This is a genomic window from Acidovorax sp. SRB_24 (assembly GCF_012931925.1).
Genome location: NZ_MWOM01000028.1, coordinates 1 through 20,326, shown reverse-complemented (window position 1 = coordinate 20,326; position 20,326 = coordinate 1). Strand labels below are relative to the sequence as shown.

General features: G+C 68.9%; 16 protein-coding genes. 7 read left to right on the top strand and 9 right to left on the bottom strand.

The window, feature by feature from the left end:
* The 3 genes from B2J89_RS11560 to B2J89_RS11550 all read left to right on the top strand — a co-directional run bounded on the left by B2J89_RS11560 (position 1) and on the right by B2J89_RS11550 (position 2,692).
* The gene (locus tag B2J89_RS11560) at positions 1 to 570 is read left to right on the top strand and encodes a sterol desaturase family protein (protein ID WP_169169234.1); all 570 of its coding nucleotides are present in this window, start codon (positions 1 to 3) and stop codon (positions 568 to 570) included.
* 89 nt (positions 571 to 659) lie between these two features.
* A complete protein-coding gene (locus tag B2J89_RS11555; protein ID WP_169169233.1) occupies positions 660 to 1,331 on the top strand; it encodes a DsbA family oxidoreductase in 672 nt (223 codons plus the stop codon).
* Between the two features lie 461 nt (positions 1,332 to 1,792).
* Positions 1,793 to 2,692 carry a PEP-CTERM sorting domain-containing protein gene (locus B2J89_RS11550; RefSeq protein WP_169169232.1) on the top strand — a complete coding sequence of 300 codons (900 nt, stop codon included), beginning with the start codon at positions 1,793 to 1,795 and terminating at the stop codon, positions 2,690 to 2,692.
* A gap of 116 nt (positions 2,693 to 2,808) precedes the next feature.
* Here the strand turns inward: B2J89_RS11550 and B2J89_RS11545 are convergent, their stop codons facing one another.
* The 3 genes from B2J89_RS11545 to cphA (B2J89_RS11535) all read right to left on the bottom strand — a co-directional run bounded on the left by B2J89_RS11545 (position 2,809) and on the right by cphA (B2J89_RS11535) (position 8,345).
* Complete coding sequence (locus B2J89_RS11545; RefSeq protein WP_169169231.1) at positions 2,809 to 3,309, bottom strand: CreA family protein; 501 nt, start codon at positions 3,307 to 3,309, stop codon at positions 2,809 to 2,811.
* A 200-nt stretch (positions 3,310 to 3,509) separates the two neighbouring features.
* Complete coding sequence (gene cphA / locus B2J89_RS11540) at positions 3,510 to 6,077, bottom strand: cyanophycin synthetase (RefSeq protein ID WP_169169230.1); 2,568 nt, start codon at positions 6,075 to 6,077, stop codon at positions 3,510 to 3,512.
* A 60-nt stretch (positions 6,078 to 6,137) separates the two neighbouring features.
* Positions 6,138 to 8,345 carry a cyanophycin synthetase gene (gene cphA, locus B2J89_RS11535; protein ID WP_169169229.1) on the bottom strand — a complete coding sequence of 736 codons (2,208 nt, stop codon included), beginning with the start codon at positions 8,343 to 8,345 and terminating at the stop codon, positions 6,138 to 6,140.
* Between the two features lie 196 nt (positions 8,346 to 8,541).
* Here cphA (B2J89_RS11535) and B2J89_RS11530 point away from each other — a divergent pair, with 196 nt between their 5' ends.
* The 3 genes from B2J89_RS11530 to B2J89_RS11520 all read left to right on the top strand — a co-directional run bounded on the left by B2J89_RS11530 (position 8,542) and on the right by B2J89_RS11520 (position 11,932).
* A complete protein-coding gene (locus tag B2J89_RS11530) occupies positions 8,542 to 10,857 on the top strand; it encodes an ABC transporter ATP-binding protein (RefSeq protein WP_169169228.1) in 2,316 nt (771 codons plus the stop codon).
* A gap of 11 nt (positions 10,858 to 10,868) precedes the next feature.
* The gene (locus tag B2J89_RS11525; RefSeq protein ID WP_169169227.1) at positions 10,869 to 11,351 is read left to right on the top strand and encodes a DUF1854 domain-containing protein; all 483 of its coding nucleotides are present in this window, start codon (positions 10,869 to 10,871) and stop codon (positions 11,349 to 11,351) included.
* 149 nt (positions 11,352 to 11,500) lie between these two features.
* Positions 11,501 to 11,932: a hypothetical protein gene (locus tag B2J89_RS11520; RefSeq protein WP_169169226.1), complete on the top strand. Its 432-nt coding sequence runs from the start codon at positions 11,501 to 11,503 to the stop codon at positions 11,930 to 11,932.
* 63 nt (positions 11,933 to 11,995) lie between these two features.
* Here B2J89_RS11520 and B2J89_RS11515 read toward each other — a convergent pair whose 3' ends face one another.
* From B2J89_RS11515 to B2J89_RS11505, 3 genes are all read right to left on the bottom strand, one after another.
* Positions 11,996 to 12,913, bottom strand: a complete 918-nt coding sequence (locus tag B2J89_RS11515) for a 5'-nucleotidase (protein ID WP_169169225.1) — start codon at positions 12,911 to 12,913, stop codon at positions 11,996 to 11,998.
* Between the two features lie 28 nt (positions 12,914 to 12,941).
* Entirely contained in the window at positions 12,942 to 14,171 is a 1,230-nt protein-coding gene (gspF, locus tag B2J89_RS11510) for a type II secretion system inner membrane protein GspF (protein WP_169169224.1), read from the bottom strand.
* Positions 14,172 to 14,325: 154 nt separating this feature from the next.
* Entirely contained in the window at positions 14,326 to 15,357 is a 1,032-nt protein-coding gene (locus B2J89_RS11505; protein WP_205763792.1) for an LLM class flavin-dependent oxidoreductase, read from the bottom strand.
* 163 nt (positions 15,358 to 15,520) lie between these two features.
* Between B2J89_RS11505 and B2J89_RS11500 the strand changes: the two genes are divergently transcribed.
* Complete coding sequence (locus B2J89_RS11500) at positions 15,521 to 16,006, top strand: CZB domain-containing protein (protein WP_169169223.1); 486 nt, start codon at positions 15,521 to 15,523, stop codon at positions 16,004 to 16,006.
* 123 nt (positions 16,007 to 16,129) lie between these two features.
* Here B2J89_RS11500 and B2J89_RS11495 read toward each other — a convergent pair whose 3' ends face one another.
* The 3 genes from B2J89_RS11495 to gspN form a co-directional block, all read right to left on the bottom strand.
* Positions 16,130 to 17,518, bottom strand: coding sequence for a GspE/PulE family protein (locus tag B2J89_RS11495; protein WP_169169222.1), 1,389 nt, complete (start codon positions 17,516 to 17,518; stop codon positions 16,130 to 16,132).
* Complete coding sequence (gspD, locus tag B2J89_RS11490) at positions 17,518 to 19,755, bottom strand: type II secretion system secretin GspD (RefSeq protein WP_169169221.1); 2,238 nt, start codon at positions 19,753 to 19,755, stop codon at positions 17,518 to 17,520. The genes B2J89_RS11495 and gspD overlap by 1 nt, the downstream gene beginning before the upstream one ends.
* A 14-nt stretch (positions 19,756 to 19,769) precedes the next feature.
* Positions 19,770 to 20,326: type II secretion system protein N (gspN, locus tag B2J89_RS11485; protein WP_169169220.1), on the bottom strand; the 557-nt coding region annotated here is incomplete at its 5' end.

Below are 20,326 nucleotides of genomic sequence, written 5' to 3'. Positions count from 1 at the left end.
ATGCGTCTTTTTGCCCTGGAACACAGCAAGGCCGCCTACCTGGCGGACTTCGCCCTGTATGGGGCAGCCGTCCTCGCACTGGCCGTGGCCCTGGGGTTTTTCGGGCCTGAGGGCCGGGGCGCGGAGTTGGCGGCCACGGCGCTGCTCGGGCTGGGGGCATGGACCCTGGTGGAATACGGTCTGCACCGCTTCGTGTTGCACGGCCTGCAGCCGTTTCGGCGTTGGCATGCGCTGCACCACGCGCATCCTGCCGCTCTGATCTGCACGCCGACGCTGCTGAGTGCCGCCCTCATCGCCTTGCTCGTGTTTCTGCCCGCCCTGCTGCTGAGCGACCTGTGGCGCGCCTGTGCGCTGACGCTGGGCCTGCTCACAGGCTACCTGGCCTATGCGGTGGTGCACCATGCGCTGCACCATGGGATGGCCCCGGGCCGGTGGCTGCAGCGGCGACGGCACTGGCACGCGCTGCACCACCGCGCGGGCGACCCCGGAGACTGCTATGGCGTGACCACGGCACTCTGGGACCGTGTCTTTGGCACTGGCCACCGGCCGGATGCCGACCGCAAGGCATGAAGTAAAACCACCCTGCGCGCTGTGGGGCCGCGGCGGTCGCCGCACAGGCGCCGTACCATGGGCACACCCTTTGCCACGCCCTTGCCGCCATGACGCCCGCTGCCGCTCCCACCACCTTGAAGATCGACTTTGTCTCCGACATCTCCTGCCCCTGGTGCGCCATCGGGCTGCATGCGCTGGAGCAGGCGGCCGAGCGCCTGCGCGGCGAGGTGTCGCTGGCACTGCATTTCCAGCCGTTCGAACTCAACCCGCAGATGGCACCCGAAGGCCAGGACATCGCCGAGCACCTGCAGCAGAAATACGGCGCCTCGCCTGCGCAGTCGCAGCAGACGCGCGACGCGATCACCGCGCGCGGCGCAGAGCTGGGCTTCGAGTTCCGCATGGACCAGCGCGCGCGCATTTACAACACCTTTGACGCGCACCGCCTGCTGCACTGGGCCGGTGAAGAGGGGCCGGCCGGAGCCCAGGCGGCGCTCAAGCATGCCTTGTTCACGGCCTATTTCACCGAGGGGCAGGATCCGAGCGACGCCGAGGTCTTGCTGCGTGCCGCAGCCAGCGCGGGCCTGGACACGCAGCGCGCGCGCGAGGTGCTGGCGTCGGACGCATTTGCCGGCGCGGTGCGCGAGCGCGAGCGCTTCTACCAAAGCCAGGGCATCCATTCGGTGCCGGCGGTCATCGTCAACGACCGCCACCTGATCCAGGGCGGCCAGCCGGTGGAGGTGTTCGAGCAGGCGCTGCGCCAGATTGCTGCTGCAAGCTGATGCATTTGCTATCCAATAAATAGCTATCAGCCCTTGTTCAGTAAGCGTTAGAGGGCGATTTGAGGCTATTTCTACCTCCCGGCCCGTCCGGGGAGACTTTCTTGCCCGCGTCTTGGGCGACCAATTCAAGGAAACCAATCGGTCGCTCGTGGCACAAGCCCCCGCGATGAGCCTCCAACGTACGCTGCCTGGCGCTGGGTTGGCGGTGTGCCGCCGCCGTGCGCCAGAACAATTTTTGCACCGCGGTCGCAGGGCCGCGCGTCACCGAGGCGTGGCATTCGTCCAATGCGCTGGATCAGAGGCCCGGGATTTGTCGGGTTACTTAACACTCCGTTGAAGCCGGTCCGACGGATTCAAAAAAAACTTTGCTAAATCAATGTCTTATGGCCATTTTCTAATCTGGCATGGATAGTGCTTGATCACAGTGCAAGTCCTTTTTGATTCCTAACGTAGGAGGTTCCATGTTCAAACGCACCTTTCTAGCGGCCGCTGTTGGTGCCGCACTGCTGATCGGACCGGTTGTATCCGCCAACGCCATTGAACTCACGGCGGGCAATTACAAGATCACGTTCGACAACTACGACTCTGGCACGCTGGGCTATGGGGATACGGCGGGTGTCAAGTGCACGACGGTGGCCGGATGCAATGCAGCAGCAGCCAGACCAGCGCCCGGAACTACCAGCGATACGGCGGGCATCTTGTCGATAGCCGCTATCGAAAACCTGAGCACTGGCCAGACTGAATACGTACGCGGTACTTCCAGCACGCTGGGCGGTATCACGTTCGGCCCCTATCTGACCGGGGTTTTTGGCGGGCTCAACGATTACTTCGTCGAAGTGGGGACTCTGGGGGGTTCGCCAACAACGCTGGCCAATTCCGTAGGAGGATTTTTCAGAATTTATAGCAACGCGACAGATTACAACCCGACCCTCGGTCCGACGGGCGCCGGTGTGAGTTTGGATGCAGGAACGTACCCTGGCATCACGGGCGGAAGTCTTCTCTTGGGAGGCGTCTTTGCAGGCGGTGCCGTGATTGCGGGTGACTCGACCACCAGTTACACATCGCTCTTCAATAACGCCTCTGTCGCTGGCAATGGGCAAGGTTTTCTTGATTTCACGAGCGGCTCCGCGCTGGCATTCTTTGACACGAATTCTCTGACCAACAGAAATGGTGGCAAAAATGACGCCTTTTTGACAGTGGCTTATGACGACGTGAATGGGGTGGCCAGCAGCATTGGCTGGACAGTCAAGTCGGTGGCCCAAGTCACTGGCCAAATTCCGGAGCCTGGCTCCATCGCACTGTTGTCCATGGCCCTTTTCGGTCTGGGTGCAGTGACACGCCGGCGCAACAAACAAGGCTGAGCGATGGCGCGGCGCCTCGGAGCGCAGCGGCGAAGCGGGGCATGAAGCCCCGCTTTTTTTGGTCGGTGCGGCAGCCGTTGCGTGCTGTGCAAGAGCGCTGGCGCACAGGTGCGCCGCTATTTTTTCAGCGGAATCGGCGTGGCGCGGTCCACCGGCACGGCGGTGACGCTGTTCTGCGGCGAGCCGTCGATCAGCTTGTCGGAATAGGTCAGGTACACCAGCGTGTTGCGCGGCGCATCCACCATGCGCACGATGCGCAGGCGCTTGAACAGCAGGGACATGCGTTCGCTGAACACTTCCTCCTGCTGGCGCAGGGGCTTGGGGAAGGTGACGGGGCCGGTCTGGCGGCAGGCGATCGAGGCTTCGGCCCGGTCTTCGGCCAGGCCCAGCGTGCCCTTGATGCCGCCGGTGCGCGCGCGCGAGACATAGCAGGTCACGCCCGGGGCGCCGGGGTCGTCGTAGGCTTCCACGAGGATGTCGTGGTCGCGGCCTATCCACTGGAAGGCCGTGTCCACGCTGCCGATCTTCTCGGCCTGGGCGCTGGCGCAGGCGGCCGCGGCCAGGCAGACGGCGCCAAGGCGCAGCGAAAGAAGGGCGGGGCGGGGCAGTGCGTGCATGGTCCAGCGATTGTGCCGCAGGGCCCTGCGTCGCGCGGTCCGGCTGCGGCGCACCCGGAAATGGATGGCCCGGTTTCCAAGCCAAATTGGCCTCTAGCGCTGATGCAGCAAGGGTATGCAGCTACTGAACTGGTAGTGAAACGCAAAAGGCCCTGGCGAGCGCACCAGGGCCTTGTCGCAGGCGTTGGCGTGCGCTGGCTTCAGCCTTCGCTGCAGCGCCGCGCCAGGTGGGCCAGCGCCTCTTCGACCTGGTCGACCAGCACCAGGCACAGGTCGCCCGGTGCCAGGCGCGCCAGGGCGGTGTCGATGGCCGTGAATTCGCCGTGGATCTCTTCGGTGTGCGTTGTGCGCACGGCGCCCTGCAGGCCCTGGCGCAGCAGGGCCATCACCTCGCCGTCGCCGCGCCCGCGCTGGGCCGCGTCCTGGTAGAGCAAAACGTCGTCGAACGCCGCGCCCAGGATCACGGTCTGCGCGCGGATGTCCTCGTCGCGCCGGTCGCCGGCGCCGCTGATGACCACGCTGCGGCGCTGGGCCGGCAGCGCGTCCACGGCGGCCACCAGGGCGCGCATGGCGTCGGGGTTGTGGCCGTAGTCGGCGATCACGGTGGCGCCCCTGTAGTCCATCAGGTTGAAACGGCCGGGGGCGTTGTCGCTGTCGTTGACAAAGCCCGAGAGGCCGCGCCGGATGGTCTGCCATGGCAGGCCCGCGCCCCAGGCGGCGGCCACGGCGGCCATCACGTTCTCGACCTGGAAGCCGATCTTGCCATTGCGCGTGATGGGCACGTCGCGCAGGTGGATGTTCTCGCGCCACGAGCCTTCGGCGGCGACGATGGAGTCGCCATCGACGTACACCGAGCGGTGGCCCTGCGCGCGGTGCGTGGCCATCACGGGGTGGTGGCGGTCGGCGGCAAAGAAGATGATCTTGCCGGGGCAGGCGGGCGCCATTGCGGCGGTGATGGGGTCGGCGGCGTTGAGCACGCCGTAGCCATCGTGCGCCACGTTCTGCACGATCACGCGCTTGAGCACGGCCAGGTCTTCGACCGTGGAGATGAAGTTCATGCCCAGGTGATCGCCCTCGCCGATGTTGGTGACCACGGCCACCTGGCAGCGGTCAAAGCCCAGGCCCTCGCGCAGGATGCCGCCGCGCGCCGTTTCGAACACGGCCGCGTCCACTTCCGGGTGCAGCAGCACGTTGCGCGCGCTTTTGGGGCCGGAACAGTCGCCGCTGTCGATCTGGCGGCCGTTGACGTACACGCCATCGGTGTTGGTCATGCCCACGCGCAGGCCCTGGGCCGCAAACAGGTGGGCGATCAGCCGCGCCGTCGTGGTCTTGCCGTTGGTGCCGGTGACGGCGACCACGGGAATGCGGCCGTCGTTGCCGTGGGCAAACACCTCGCCCACCATGGCCTGGCCAATGGCGCGCGGTTTGCCATACGACGGCGCCAGGTGCATGCGCAGTCCGGGCGCGGCGTTGACCTCGACGATGCCGCCGTTCTGTTCCTCGATCGGGTGCAGCACGCTCTCGCACACCAGGTCGACTCCGCAGATGTGCAGGCCCACCATGCGCGCCGCCGCCACGGCGCGCGCGGCCACGTCGGGGTGCACGTCGTCGGTCACATCGGTGGCGGTGCCCCCGGTGGACAGGTTGGCGTTGTTGCGCAGCACCACGCGCTGGCCCTTGGGCGGCACGGAGTCGGGCCCAAGGCCCTGCGCGGCCAGGCGCGCGATGGCAATGTCGTCCAGCCGGATCTTGGTGAGTGATGTGGCGTGCCCCTCGCCGCGGCGTGGGTCGAGGTTGACCAGGTCGACCAGCTCACGCACGGTGTGTATGGCGTCGCCGAGCACCTGCGGCGGCTCGCGGCGCGCGGCGGCCACCAGCTGGTCGCCGACGACCAGCAGGCGAAAGTCATGGCCGGGCAGGAAGCGCTCGACCATCACCGTGCCGTATTCGGCGGCGGTGGCGTAGGCCTCTTCGAGCGCGGCGCGCTCGGTGATGTTCACCGTCACGCCCTTGCCCTGGTTGCCGTCCTGGGGTTTGACGACCACGGGCAGGCCCACTTCGCGCGCCACGGCCCAGGCCTCTTCCATGGTCTCGACCGGGCGGCCCAGCGGCACGGGCACGCCGGCGGCGTGCAGCAGGCGCTTGGTCAGATCCTTGTCTTGCGCAATCGATTCGGCCACGGCGCTGGTGGAGTCGATCTCGGCCGCCTGAATGCGGCGCTGTTTGGAGCCCCAGCCAAACTGCACGAGGCTGCCCTGGGTCAGGCGCCGCCACGGAATGCCGCGTGCCGCGGCGGCTTCGACGATGGCGCCGGTGCTCGGGCCCAGGCGTTCTTCCTCGTCGAGTTCGCGCAGTCGGGCCACCACGGCGTCGCCGTCGAAGCTGCCGCTGCCCAGCGCGGCCTCGATCAGGGCCTGGGCATCGTCAAAGGCCTGGCGGCCCACGGCCTCTTCGGTATATTCAACGATGACCTGGTAGACACCCGATTCGGCGGTGGCGGCGGTGCGGCTGAAGGTGACCGGGCAGCCGGCCTGCGCCTGCAGTGCCAGCGCTGCGGACTGCAGCACATGGGCCAGCGAGATGTCGCTGTCGCTGCCCTCGGGGTGCAGGGTGCCGATGGCCGGGAACAGCGCGCGCAACCGGGCTTCAAAGCCGGCGATCTGCGCCATCGCGCGTTCGTGGTCGGCGCAGGACACGACGGCCTCGATGGCGGTGTTGCGGCTCCAAAGGTTGGGGCCGCGCAGGGCCCGAATGCGGGATACGTCCATGGGGTTCTTTCGATGCTGCGGCGGGGCCCGGGGCCCCACGCATGGGCAAAGTCGGGCGGCTCAGAGAGGAAGAAGGGTGCGCGGGCTGCCGCTGGCGGACAGTCCGGGCTCGAAGGTCTTGATGCCGGCGGCAATCAGGTCGGGCGCAATGTCCAGCGCCCAGGCGGCGGCGATGGCAGCCAGCAGTGTGGGGGTGTCGTGGCCGAACCCCAGGCGCTCGGGCGCACCGAGCGACTTCTCGCTGCTGCCGCTGGCCAGCACGACGTGGCCACCGTGCAGCAGCACGGCGCGGCCCTGGTCGGCGGCGCGGTGCGCGGCGATGGCCGGGTTCTGCGCATCCGTGGAATACAGGATGACTGCGCCGTCGCACAGGCGCGCCAGGGCAGCCACCTGCGGCTCGTCGGCATTGAGCACGGCGGCGCCGCTGGGCAGCACCACATCGACCTGGGTGCGCAGCACCCGGGCCATCTGCTCCGGTTCCTGGATGTCGAACATGCCCAGGTCGTGCGCGCCGTCCATGTCGGTCACCACGCCCACGGTGCAGCGGTCGTAGGCGAGGCCGTCGCGCAAGATGGTGCGTGCGTCGTTCTCGATCACGGCGGCCTGCACCATCTGGCTCATCAGCAGGCGGTGCGCGCCTTCCCAGTCGGCGCAGTCGCGCGTGTCCACGCGGCGCTCGTTCATGAACATGCCGTCTTTGCAGGCCAGGCCCGTGTAGCGCCCGCTCAGGTGCACGAGCCAGGCCACCAGGCGGGCCAGGGTCGAGGTGTCGCGCGAGCCCGCCACGCCCACCACGGGAATGCGGCCGGCGTCGCTCTCGCTCTTGCCTTCCTCGATAGGAAACAGGTGCTCGGCAATCGCCTGGCCCACCGGGCGCGGCGCGCCGACGGCGGGCTTGAGGTGCATCAGGAGGCCCGGGCCGGCATTGACTTCGACGATGGCACCGCTTTGCGCGTGCAGCGGGCGCGAGATGTCTTGCGCCACCATGTCGATGCCGGCAATGTCCAGGCCGACGACGCGCGCGGCGAGCTGGGCGATGTAGGCCACCTCGGGGTGGACCTCGTCGGTGCAGTCCACGGCCACGTTGCCGTTGCGCTGCACCACCACCTGGCGGCCGGCGGCGGGCACGGCGTCGGCATCGAGCTCCTGGCGCTTGAGTTCAAGCTGTACCTTGGAATCGGTCGCCAGGTCGATGATTTCGAGCGGGTACTCTTCCTCGTAGCCGCGGCGCGGATCGGAGTTGAGCTGGCTGTCCACGAGTTCGCGCACGGTGGAGCGGCCGTTGCCGGTGATGCTGACGAGCTCGCCGCGCGCCGCCGCCACCACCTTGCCGCCCACCACCAGCAAGCGGTGCTCGTCGCCGGGGATGAAGCGCTCGACCATGACTTCGCTGCCTTCAGGCTCGGCCACGTGCCAAGCCGCTTCGATGTCTTCGCGCCGGCGCAGGTCGAGCGTCACACCGCGGCCGTGATTGCCGTTGGATGGCTTGACCACCACCGGCAGGCCGATGTCCTGCGCGGCCTCCCAGGCCGCCTCGGGGCTGTCGACCACCTGGCCCTCGGGCACGGGCACGCCGCAGGCCTTGAGCAGGCCCTTGGTCAGGTCCTTGTCGCTGGCAATGCCCTCGGCGATGGCGCTGGTGAATTCGCTTTCGGCCGTCCAGATGCGGCGCTGCGCGGCGCCATAGCCGAGCTGCACCAGGTTGCCGTCGTTCAGGCGGATGTGCGGAATGCCGCGGTCGGCCGCGGCGGTGACGATGCAGGCCGTGCTCGGGCCGAGATACCGGTCGTCGACCTCGGTGCGCACGCGCGCCACGGCGGCGGCGACATCGAAGGGCTCGTCGTTGATGGCCGCCATGATGAGGCGGTGGCCTTGCTGCAGCGCCATGCGCGCCACCTGCTCTTCGCGGGCACGGAACACCATGCGGTAGACGCCGCGCTGCGAGGTGCTGCGCGTCTGGCCAAAACCCGTGGGCATACCGGCGAGGTTGAGCAGCTCAATCACGACGTGTTCGAGCACATGGCCGCACCAAGTGCCCTCCTGCAGGCGCTGCAGAAAACCGCCGCGCTCGCCGACGCCGCAGTGATGCTCGACCAGGGCCGGCAGCCAGGTGGTCAGGCGGTCGTTGAAGCCGGGCAGTTTGTGGGAGGGGCAGTCCTCGAGCGCGCCGAGGTCCAGCCAGACTTCCAGCACGGGGCGGTAGGTCCAGATGTTGGGTCCGCGCAGGTAGTTGATGCGCAGCAGTTCGATGTCTTTGATTTTTTCCATGGGTCGCAACGGGTCAGTGGAGGCCGGTCGTGCCGAAGATGACGGGAGATTGTGCGCCGAGTTTGGCACGGGTCCGTGCAGTGCGGCGGCGTGGGCAGGCACACGGTGTTGCGTGCTGCCAGCGGGTTTCGGTCAGAATTCGGGCTCTTGCACGCACCGCCGCCGTGCAGCGTTTTCCGCGCAAAGCCGAATCAAAATGCAACATCTCCCTCCTGTGGACGCCTCGGGTGTCTTTCTTGGCCCCCTCGGGACCGCATTGCGAGCACAGCTCGCACCTCACGAAAACGTGCTGGCCTCGCTGGAGGTTGACCTGAGCGCCCGAATGCAGTTTGGCGCCGGGGCCGTGGCACTGACCGAGGACCGGCTGCTGGCCTGCGAGCCCGGCACCAGCGACTGGCGCGACTGGCCGCTGGCACCCGGCCTCGCACTGCGCCTGGTGGACCATGGCGGCGTGGGCACGCTGGAGCTGCACGACCCGGCGCAGCGCCTCGCGCTGTGGCGCTTTCGCCTGGCCCACCACGCGCAGGCGCTGCGCCTGGTGCAGCGCTTTGAGCTGCAGAGCGCGCGCCTGGGTGCCGCCACGGCGGCCGCGCCGGCCGACGCGCAGGACGCCACCTGCCCGGTCTGCCACGCCGTGCTGCCGCCCGATACCGAAGAATGCCCGGCCTGCGCGCGCGCGCAGCCGCCGCAGCCATCGACCTGGGTGCTGCTGCGGCTGTGGCGCTTTGCCCGGCCCTACCGCATGCAGTTGGCCGCCGGCTTCGGGCTGACGCTGGCCTCCACGGCCGCCACGCTGGTGCCGCCGTACCTGACGATTCCGCTGATGGACGATATCCTGATCCCGTTCCAGAACGGCCAGCAGATCGAGCCCGGCCTGGTGCTGCTGTACCTGTCGGGCCTGCTGGCCTCGGCGCTCGCCGCCTGGGGCCTGGGCTGGGCGCGCACCTACATCCTGGCACTGGTGTCCGAGCGCATCGGCGCCGACCTGCGCACGACCACCTACGAGCACCTGCTGCGCCTGTCGCTCGATTACTTCGGCGGCAAGCGCACCGGCGACCTGATGGCGCGCATTGGCTCGGAGACCGACCGCATCAACGTCTTCCTGTCGCTGCACGCGCTGGATTTCGTCACCGACGTGCTGATGATCGGCATGACGGCGGCCATCCTGTTCTCGATCAACCCCTGGCTGGCGCTGGTCACGCTGGTGCCGCTGCCCTTCATCGGCTGGATGATCCACACGGTGCGCGACCGCCTGCGCACGGGCTTCGAGAAGATCGATCGCGTTTGGAGCGAGGTGACCAACGTGCTCGCCGACACCATTCCCGGCATCCGCGTGGTCAAGGCGTTTGCCCAGGAAAGGCGCGAGGCGCAGCGCTTCCACGAGGCCAACCAGCACAACCTGGAGGTCAACGACAAGCTCAACAAGACTTGGTCGCTGTTCACGCCCACGGTGTCGCTGCTGACCGAGATCGGCCTGCTCGTGGTCTGGGGCTTCGGCATCTGGCTGGTCTCGCGCAGCCAGATCACGGTCGGTGTGCTGACGGCGTTCATCGCCTACATCGGGCGCTTCTATGGCCGGCTCGATTCAATGAGCCGCATCGTCTCGGTCACGCAGAAGGCCGCTGCCGGTGCCAAGCGCATCTTCGACATCCTCGACCATGTGAGCAACGTTCCCGATCCGGTCCAGCCGGTGAAGCTGGAGCGGGTCCAGGGATCCATCGCCATGCACCGGGTCGGATTTCGCTATGGCAGCCGCGCCGTCATCAAGAGCCTGAACCTCGTGATCCGCCCTGGCGAGATGATCGGCCTGGTGGGTCAGAGCGGCTCCGGCAAGAGCACCCTGGTCAACCTGATCTGCCGCTTCTACGACGTCAGCAGCGGCTCCATCCGGGTCGATGGCGTCGATGTGCGCCGGCTCAAGGTGGCCGATTACCGGCGCCACATTGGTCTGGTGCTGCAGGACCCGTTTCTGTTCTTCGGCACCATTGCCGAGAACATCGCCTACGGCAAGCCGGACGCCACGCGCGCCGAGATCATTGCCGCGGCGCGCGCCGCGCATGCGCACGAGTTCATTCTGCGCCTGCCGCACGGCTACGACTCGCTCGTGGGCGAACGCGGACAGGGGCTCTCGGGCGGAGAACGCCAGCGCATCAGCATTGCGCGCGCGCTATTGATCGACCCGCGCATCCTGATCCTCGACGAGGCGACCTCGGCCGTGGACACCGAGACCGAGCGCGAGATCCAGACCGCGCTCGACAACCTCGTGCAGGGCCGCACCACCATCGCCATTGCGCACCGCCTGTCCACGCTGCGCAAGGCCGACCGCCTGGTCGTGATGGAGCGCGGCGAGATCGTCGAAGTAGGTCCGCACGACGAACTCATGGCCCGCGAGGGCGCCTACTGGCGGCTGTACGAGGCCCAGGCGCGGCGTGCCGAGGAGGATGCGCAGGCCGCCGGCGTCGTGCTCGACAGCGGCCTGCTGCACCCGGCCCATCCTGCCGGCAACTCCTGAAACGACACGCCATGCTCCTGTCTACATCCCCTTCTCTGCAACTGCACCGCAACGCCCATGGCCGCCTGGTGCTGACCCTGCCCGACGGCAGCGAACACGCGGGCGTGCTGCCCGTGCGCGCCTTTCCGATCGCCGCTCCCGACGAGGGTCTGTCGCTGGTCGGCAGCGACGGCCACGAACTGCTGTGGATCGAGCGCCTGGGCGACCTGCCCGCGTCCGTGCGCCCGCTGATCGAGGAGGAGCTGGCGGTGCGCGAGTTCGTGCCCGCCATCCAGAAGATCCACAGCGTGTCGAGCTTTTCGACGCCCAGCACCTGGGAGGTGGACACCGATCGCGGACCGACCCAGCTGGTGCTCAAGGCCGAGGAGGACATCCGCCGCCTGGGCGGCCGCACACGGCTGTTGATCGCCGGCAACGACGGCGTGCAGTATTCGGTGGCCGATACCACGGCGCTCGACCGGGCTTCGCGCCGGCTGCTGGAGCGCTTCCTGTAGCGTGCCCACCGGGTCCAAGTGCCTAGGTGAAAACCCGGTTTTTGCACCAAAGGCGCAAAAAGGGCTCAACTTCCCCGGCTTTTTGCCGTAATGGGTGCACGAGGAGGCCGTAAAGCCTTTTTTGTTTCTCTCAACCGTGGGCCACTGCCATGCCACTGCCACCTGTAGACCGATCGCCGCCCTGGCGTCCCCAGGGCGCTGACTTGTATTCGACCGGAGCGTCGGGTGCGGTGCCTGTGCGCCCCGTCCAGGTCGCCAACCCGGTCGAGTCCATGGACCGGCTGGGCGGGGGCGCCATCGTGACGACGCCGGACACCCCGTCGTCGCCCGAGGCGCCCAACCGCGACTGGACCGAGGTCAAGAAGAAGGAAACGGTCGAGGAGCCCCCCGAGCCGCCGAAAGAGCCCATCTCCAAGCAGCTGCTGGAGTTCATCCAGGCCATGTGGCGCGCCAGCGGCAGCGCCATCGAGATGGCGCAGGAGATCAACAAGACCACGCTGGCCGAGCGCATGGCGCAGCAGGCCAAGAACGAGCCGCTGACCTACGCCGACCCCAAGGCCAAGCGCACCGGCGGTCTCTGAAGCGCGCGCTCTGCGCGCACCGCCCTCGCCACGGTTGTGCAGGCCGCGGCGCGCCGCCGCCGATCAGTCCGCGGACGGCGGCGGCTGGTTGGCGATGCCGCTGCTGACATGGCCGGCCGGCACATGCAGGGCGGCGCTGCTGACATGACCGGTCTGGTCGTCGAAGAAGAAGTCCGGCTCGAACTCGCGCAGGAACTCCCCCTTGGACAGCCCGCCGAGGAACATCGCCTCGTCCACGGCGATCCTCCAGTTCATCAGCGTCTGGATGGCGCGCTCGTGGGCGGGCGCGCCGCGCGCCGTGACCAGCGCGGTGCGGATGCGCATGCCGTGCGCGCCGCTTTGCTGCAGCCGGTGCAGCGCCGACAGGAAGGGCTTGAACGGGCCGGGGGGCAGAGGCAGCAGCGCCTTTTCGACCTCGTGGGCCTGGAAGGCATCGAGCCCCGACGACTGGTACACGCGCTCGGCCTCGTCCGAGAACAGCACGGCATCCCCGTCGAACGCGATGCGCACCTCCTGCGGGTGCGTGGCGCTGGCCTGTACCGACTGGGTCGCCACACGGGCGGCCGGAAAGCCCATCGCCAGCGCCTCGTTCACATCGGCGCCGTTGGCCGACAGGAAGAGGTGCGCGCCCAGCGGGCGCAGGTAGCGAAACGGCTCCGCGCCCTGCGTGAACACGCCGCGCTGCACGCTCGCGAGGCCGTGTGCCCGCGCCGAGCGGAACACGCGCATGCCGCTGACCGGGTCGTTGCGCGAGAGCACCACGACCTCCACGCGCTGCTGCCCGGGTTCGTTGAAGGCCAGCAGCTTCTTGACCAGCGAGAAGGCTACGCCCGGGCGCGCCGTGACATCGAGGCGCTCGAGCTGCAGCTGCATGTAGTCCTGCGCCCGCCCCTGGTCGAACAGGCGGTTTTCCTCTTCGAAGTCGAACAGCGCGCGCGAGGAAATCGCGACCACGAGTCGGTCGCCCAGGCCCACGGACATGGCACTGCCTTTCTGCGCCGGTGCGGCGTCATTTGACGAACTGGTTGAGCTGGATGATGGGCAGCAGCACGGCCAGCACGATCAGCATCACGACCAGGCCCATGCCCACGATGAGCAGAGGCTCCAGAATGGTGGCCAGCTGCAGGGCGCGGCGCTGCACTTCGGTCGAGAGCTGCGTGGCCGCGCGCTGCAGCATCACGGGCAGCTGGCCGGTCTGCTCGCCCAGGCGCGCGAACATGGCCAGCAGCCCCGGGAAGCGTTTTTTCTGCGCCAGCGCGGTGGCCAGCGGTGCGCCCTCGCGCACGGCCACCAGCGCGTCGAGCGCGTCGGCGCGCATGGCGCGGTTGTTCAGCGTTTGTGCCGCCGCCTGCAGCGCCTTGAGGATGGGCACGCCGGCGCCCGCCAGCATGGCCAGCGTGCTCGCAAAGCGCGCTGCGTTGTAGCCGCGCGCGAGCTTGCCGACCAGCGGCAGGTTCAGCCATGCGGCATCGAATTTTTCACGAAAAACGGGCCTGGCTAAAGCCCAGCGTCCGCTGAATGCTATTAATACAAGAGCGCCCAGCAGCCACAGCCCGTGGTTGCGCACCAGGGCGCTGAGGCCCAGCATGGCCACGGTGAGGAACGGCAGGGCGCGCTTGGTGCCGGCAAACACGCTGGCCACCTGCGGCACCACGTAGCTGACCAGGAACAGCACGATGGCGATGGCGATCAGGGTCACGATGGCCGGGTAGAGCGCCGCGCCCAGCAGCTTGGCCTGCAGCGCCTGGCGCTCCTCGAGGTCGTCGGCCAGGCGCTCGAGCACCAGGCCGAGGTTGCCGCTGTGTTCGCCCGCGCCGATCACGGCGCAGTAAATATCGGAAAACTCGCGCGGGTGCTGCTCGAGCGCGCGGGCAAAGGTCGCGCCGGCGTTGACTTCGGCGCGCAGCATGGCCACCAGGTGGTGCTGGCGCTCGTCGTCGGCCTCCTCGGCCAGCGCGGTGAGCGCGCGCTCCAGCGGCAGGCCGGACGACACCAGGCCGGCGATCTGGCGCGTCCAGATGGCCAGCCCCGTGGCGTTGAACACCGGGCGCGTGAACAGGCTACGGCCCAGCGCGCCGGCGCTGCCCGGCGCGGCGTCCGGGCCCACGATCTGGACGTTCAGGGGCACCAGCGCCTGTGCGCGCAGCTGGCTGCGCGCGGCCTTGGCCGTGTCGGCCTCCATCACGCCCTTGCGGGTCTGGCCCTGGGCGTCGAGGGCTTCATAGGAATAGGCGGGCATGGAACGGTGGTGCGGCGCAGTGGTGGGGGCAGCTTGCGATGGTAGCCGCTGCGCGGCCAGCGCCGGGCGCGCGCCTGCGGTGGCAGTGGGGCGGATGGTTTTAGGTCAAAAGTGCCTCAAACGCTTGCCAGATAAGCGCTGTCAGCTCACTTTTCTATAGTCCTTGCTGTGCCGTGCCCGACAGCGCCGCGCAGGCCGCGGCCGCGATGTCGAGCGAGCGCAGGCGGAGCTGGGGGTCGAACACGTCGCTCACCAGCATCAGTTCGTCGGCGCGCGTGGCCTGCAGCAGGGCCGCGAGGCCGCGCTGCACGGTCTCGGGCCCGCCGATCACGGCGGCGGCCAGGAAGTCGTCGATCGCGATGCGCGCCTGCGGGTCGAGCTGCGCGGCAAAGTTCTCGACGGGCGGCAGCAGCAGGCGCCGGTCGCCGGTCAGGATGCCCAACACGCGCTGGTAGGTGCTGCTGGCCAGGAATTCGGCTTCCTCGTCGGTCGGCGCGGCGATCAGCGGCACGCCCATTACCACATAGGGCTTGGCGAGCTGGGCCGAGGGCTTGAACAGCCGGCGGTACAGCTCGATGGCCTGCAGCAGCAGGCGCGGCGCAAAGTGCGAAGCAAACGCGTACGGCAGGCCGCGCTCGGCCGCCAGCTGCGCCGAAAACAGGCTCGAGCCCAGCAGCCAGATCGGCACGTTGGTGCCGGCGCCCGGCGTGGCCACCAGGCGCTGGCCCGGCTGCGCGGGCCCCAGCAGGCGCTGCAGCTCGGCCACGTCGCGCGGAAAGTCGTCGGCGGTCTCGAGCCGGTCGCGGCGCAGCGCGCGCATGGTCAGCGGGTCGGTGCCGGGCGCGCGGCCCAGGCCCAGGTCGATGCGGCCGGGGTAGAGCTCGGCCAGCGTGCCAAAGGCCTCGGCCACCACCAGCGGCGCATGGTTGGGCAGCATCACGCCGCCCGAACCCACGCGCATGCTGCGCGTGCCGCCGGCGATGTGGCCCACCAGCACGGCCGTGGCCGAGCTGGCGATGCCGGCCATGTTGTGGTGCTCGGCCAGCCAGTAGCGCTTGAAGCCGAGCGACTCGGCGTGCTGGGCGGTGCGCAGGGCGATCTGCAGCGCCTCGGCCACGGTGCCGCCTTCGCGCACGGCCACCAAGTCCAGCATCGACAGCGCAGGGGAGGAGAGGGGGGTTGTCATGGCCCCATTGTCCCGCGCTCTTCAAGCCCTTGTGCCAGTGCGTGCGGCGCAGCTGTGGTATCGGCGCTGAAAGCGGTGCCCACGGCGCCCCGATATCAAACAAAATGTATCCAATCGTTGTCTCCGGCGTTTGTGTCGCGGGAGGGGGTGCCGGAGGTGCAGCATGGGATTTTTCAACCGCTTGTTCAAGATTCGCCCACAGGGCCCAGACAGCCTGGAAAGCGCCTGGGCCAGCGAGGACAACGCCAGCGAGCTGGTGCTCGACGAGGAGTACGCCTCCACGCTGATGACCGAGATCGACATCGACACCGCGATCACGGCGCACGAGGCGCTGCGGGGCCGCTTGAAGCGCATGCTCGATGGCGCGCCCGACCCCGCGCTGCAGCCCGACACGCTGTGCCGCGCAGAACATTGCTTTCTGGGCCGCTGGCTGCACGGCGACGGGCGCGATGCGCTGGGGCGCTTTCCGGCCTTCGACATGCTGGTCGCGCGCCACCGCTACTTCCATGTGCAGGCGGCGGCGGTGCTGGCGCATCTGCGCGCGGGCGAGCTGGACAAGGCGCAGCGCACGCTGCAGGGCAGCTACCGGCAGTCGTCGACGCAGGTGGTGGTGCTGCTCAAGGAGCTCAAGCGCGGGATGGGGCGCTGAGACGGGTTGGCCTTTCACCGTACACGTTGTGGGCTCGCCTTGGCGTGCTGCAGCACTGTCTGCGGCTCTCCGCCCAGTGATCCGATGGAAGGCAACCCCGGATAGGGCCGCGCGGCGCGGCCTTCAGTCGCGCGTCACGCGCAGCACCTCTTCGCGGCTGGTGACACCGGCCTCAATCAGGCGCTCGCCGTCGTCGCGCATCAGCGCCATGCCGCCGCCCAGCGCGGCGGCGCGGATGTCGGCCTCGGACGCCCGGTTGTGGATCTGCGCGCGGATGGCATCGGTGGTCACCAGCAGCTCGAACAGGCCGGTGCGGCCCTGGTAGCCCGTCTGGCCGCAGGCGTCGCAGCCGGCGCCATGGCAGGCGGGGCAGTACTTGCGCACCAGGCGCTGGGCCAGCACACCGAGCAGCGACGAACTCAGCAGAAACGGCTCCACGCCCATGTCGGTCAGGCGCGTGACGGCGCTGGCCGCGTCGTTGGTGTGCAGCGTGGCCAGCACCAGGTGGCCGGTCAGGCTGGCCTGGATGGCGATCTGCGCGGTCTCGAAGTCGCGGATCTCGCCGATCATGATGATGTCCGGGTCCTGGCGCAGGATGGCGCGCAGGGCCTTGGCGAACGTCAGGTCGATCTTGCTGTTGACCTGGGTCTGGCCCACGCCGGGCAGCTCGTACTCGATCGGGTCTTCGACCGTCATGATGTTGTTGCGCGTGGCGTCCAGGCGCCCGAGGCCCGCGTACAAGGTGGTGGTCTTGCCCGAGCCCGTGGGGCCGGTGACGAGCACGATGCCGTGCGGCTGGGCGATCAGGCCCTCGAAGCGGCGCAGGGTCTCGCCCTGCATGCCGACGGCCTCCAGGCTCAGCTTGCTCTCGCTCTTGTCGAGCAGGCGCAGCACGGCGCGCTCGCCGTGCGCGCTGGGCAGCGTGGAGACGCGCACGTCGATGGCGCGGGTGCCCAGGCGCAGGCTGATGCGGCCGTCCTGGGGCAGGCGCTTCTCGGAAATGTCGAGGTCGGCCATGATCTTCAGGCGCGAGATCAGCGCCGCGTGCAGCGCGCGGTTGGGCTGCACCACTTCGCGCAGCGCGCCGTCGACGCGAAAGCGCACGCTGCTGAGGCGCTCGTAGGGTTCGATGTGGATGTCGCTGGCGCCGTCGCGCGCGGCCTGCGTGAGCAGCGCGTTGAGCATGCGGATGATGGGCGCGTCGTCGGCGGCTTCGAGCAGGTCTTCGACCGCGGGCAGCTCCTGCATCATGCGCGAGAGGTCGGTGTCGGACTCCACCTCGCTGACCACGGTCGCGGCGCTCGATTCGCCCTGCGAATAGGCTGCGCTGATGCGCTGCGCCAGGCCGTGCGCGTCGAGCGCCTGCAGCTGCTGCACCGGGTGCTTGCGCAGGACTTCGCTCAGCGCCGTAGTGTTGGGCGCGGGGCCGTGCCAGAGCACGAGCCGCTGGCCGTCGTCTTCCAGCAGCAGCTGGGCGGTGCGCGCAAACGCGTAGGGCAGCGGGTGGCGCATCACTGGGGCGAGGGCAGCGGCTCGGACACCGGGGCGGTCGGCACATTGCCCAGCGGCGCGGGCACGGCGGCCGCGGGCGCCGCACCGGGGCGGCCGGCCAGGGCCGGCAGCAGAGGCGCTTCGTTGACCGGAACGGTGCCGCTGGGCACGGGCTGGGCGGCCTGCTGCACGCCGCGCATGATGTCGTAGCGGTCCAGCGACAACTGGCTGCTCTCGTTCGCGTCGCGCACCACCACGGGGCGCAGGAAGACCATCAGGTTGGTCTTGGTGCGCGCCCGCGTGTCGCTGCGAAACAGCGCCCCGACGCCGGGGATGTCGCCCAGGTAGGGGACTTTTTGCTGGCTGCCGGTGTACTGGTCCTGCAGCAGGCCGCCGAGCACGACGATGGCGCCGTCTTCGACCAGCACCGTGGATTCGATCGAGCGCTTGGTGGTGCTGGGGCCGTTGGCGGAGTTTTCGGTGCCGGCCTTGACGGCGGAAGTTTCCTGGTAGATCACCAGCTTGACGGTGCCGTTCTCGTTGATCTGCGGCTTCACGCGCAGCGTCAGGCCGACGTCCTTGCGCTCCACGGTCGTGAACGGGTTGACGGTGCTGGTGTTGCCGGTGGTGGAGTACGAACCGGTGACGAAGGGCACGTTCTCGCCGATCAGGATCTTTGCTTCTTCGTTGTCGAGCGTCAGCAGGTTGGGCGTGGACAGCACATTGCCGTCGCCCGAGGTCTGCAGCAGGTTGGCCAGCGCGCCCAGCACGAACTTGCCGTTGTGCTTGGCCGCCACGCCGAAGTTGAAGCCCGGCGACGGCACTGGCGAGGTGGCCGTGACCCCACCCGAGAGCCCGGCCGCGAGCGAGAACAGGTTGATGCCGCCCACGGTGAAGTTGCTGCCCGCCACGCCGACGACGTTGTTGCCCTGGCCCAGCAGGCTCTGCCACTGCACGCCGAACTGCGCCGCCTTGTCCATGTTGACCTCGGCGATCAGGCTCTCGACCAGCACCTGGGCGCGGCGCCCGTCGAGCTGGTCGATGACCGCGCGCAGCTGGCGGTATTGCGGCTCGGGCGCGGTGATGATGAGCGAGTTGGTCGACGGGTCGGCCTGGATCTGGCCGCCGGTGGACGGCTGGTTGCTGCTGGCGCTGCTGCCCAGGCTGGCGCCCATGCCGGTGCTCAGCCCGGCGTTGCTGCTGCCCGTGCTGCTCGGCGGCGGCGACAGGCCGGGCGACTGCGGACCGGGGCCCGAGCCCGCGCTCGCAGCGTTGCCGCTGCCGGCCGACATGGCGGCGCGCAAAGTGGTAGCCAGTTGCGTGGCGTCGGCATTCTTCAGGTAGACCACATGGATGTTGCCGTGGGCCGCCGAGCTGCCGGGCACGGGCGCCTGGTCGAGCTTCTCGACCAGGGCGCGCACCTGGGCCACGCGCGCCGGGTTGGCGGCGCGCAGGACCAGGGCGTTGCTGCGCGGCTCGGCCAGCAGCGTGGTCTTGAACGAGGTGTCGGCCTGGCCCGGCGTGGCACCGCCGGCCGCGCCCGGGGCTGCACCGGAATCGATGAGGCGTGCGACCAGCGGTGCCAGGTCGGTGGCCAGGGCGTTCTTGAGAGGAATGATCTCCACGTCGCTCGCGTTCGACACGTCCATCGCCGCAATGATCTTGCCCAGGCGCTGCAGGTTGTCGGCATAGTCGGTGATGACCAGCGCGTTGGTGCCGGGGTTGACGTTGATGGTGTTGTTCGGGCTGATCAGCGGGCGCAGCACGGGCACCAGGTTGCTGGCGCTTTCGTAGTTGAGCTTGAAGATCTGCGTCACGATCTGCCCGCCCGCGGGGCCGCTGCTGCCGGCGCGGGCCACGCTCACGCTGCCGCTTTGCAGTTTGGCATCGGCCTCGGGCACGACCTTGTACAGGCCGGCGGACTCGACCACGGTGAAACCCTGCAGGCGCAGCGCCGCCAGGAACTGCTGGAAGGCCGCCGCCGGGCTCACGGCGCGCTCGGTGACCAGGTTCAGCGTGCCCTTGACGCGCGGGTCGACCACCACATTGCGCCCCGTGATGGTGGCCATGGTGCGGGCCACGGCCTCGATCTCGGCGTTGGCGAAGTTCAGCGTGACCGGCTCGCCCGGGCGCACGCTGGTGCTGCCCGTGTCCACCGCGGTTTGGGCATGAATTGGGCCTGTAGCGCTTGCCAGTAAAGCGCTGGAGGCTATGATTTGAATAGCGGTCCGCAGGGGGTGCTTGGGGGGAAAATGCATTCGGTACTCCAGGTTCAACCCAGGGTGATGATGGAGCGCGCACCGCTGCGCCGCCCGATGATGTTGAGCAGGTTGGCCAGGGCCGCCTCGCGCTCGGGCGCGGCGCTGGCTTCGCCCGCGAAGCGCAGGCGCTGGCCAACCCATTGGCCGCTGCCGCTCAACTGCAGGCTGCCTTCGAGCGTTTGCAGCGTCAGCGTGGGCACCTCGCCGCCCTGCAAGGCAAAGCGGTAGCTGCCCATGGGCCGCAGCGTCGACAGGCGCGACGACATGGCCAGCGCATCGAGCTGCGCCTGGCCTGCCAGCACCAGGCGCCCGGCAGCCCAGTCGGCCTGCAGGCCCGTGGTGCGCAGCAGCAGCTGGCCCTGCGGCTGCAGGGTGTTCCAGGGCGTGCCCAGACCGGCCAGCACGGCCGCGGGCCACTGGCTCTGGCCGTCGGCCAGCGCCAGGTGTGCGCCACCCCAGCGCGGCCGTGCCCGCAGCTGCAGGGGCACGGCGGTGCAGCAGGCGGCGTGGACGTCGGCGCGCAGCCCGGTCCACGTGGGGCGCACGCGCCAGCCGACGCGGCCGGGCA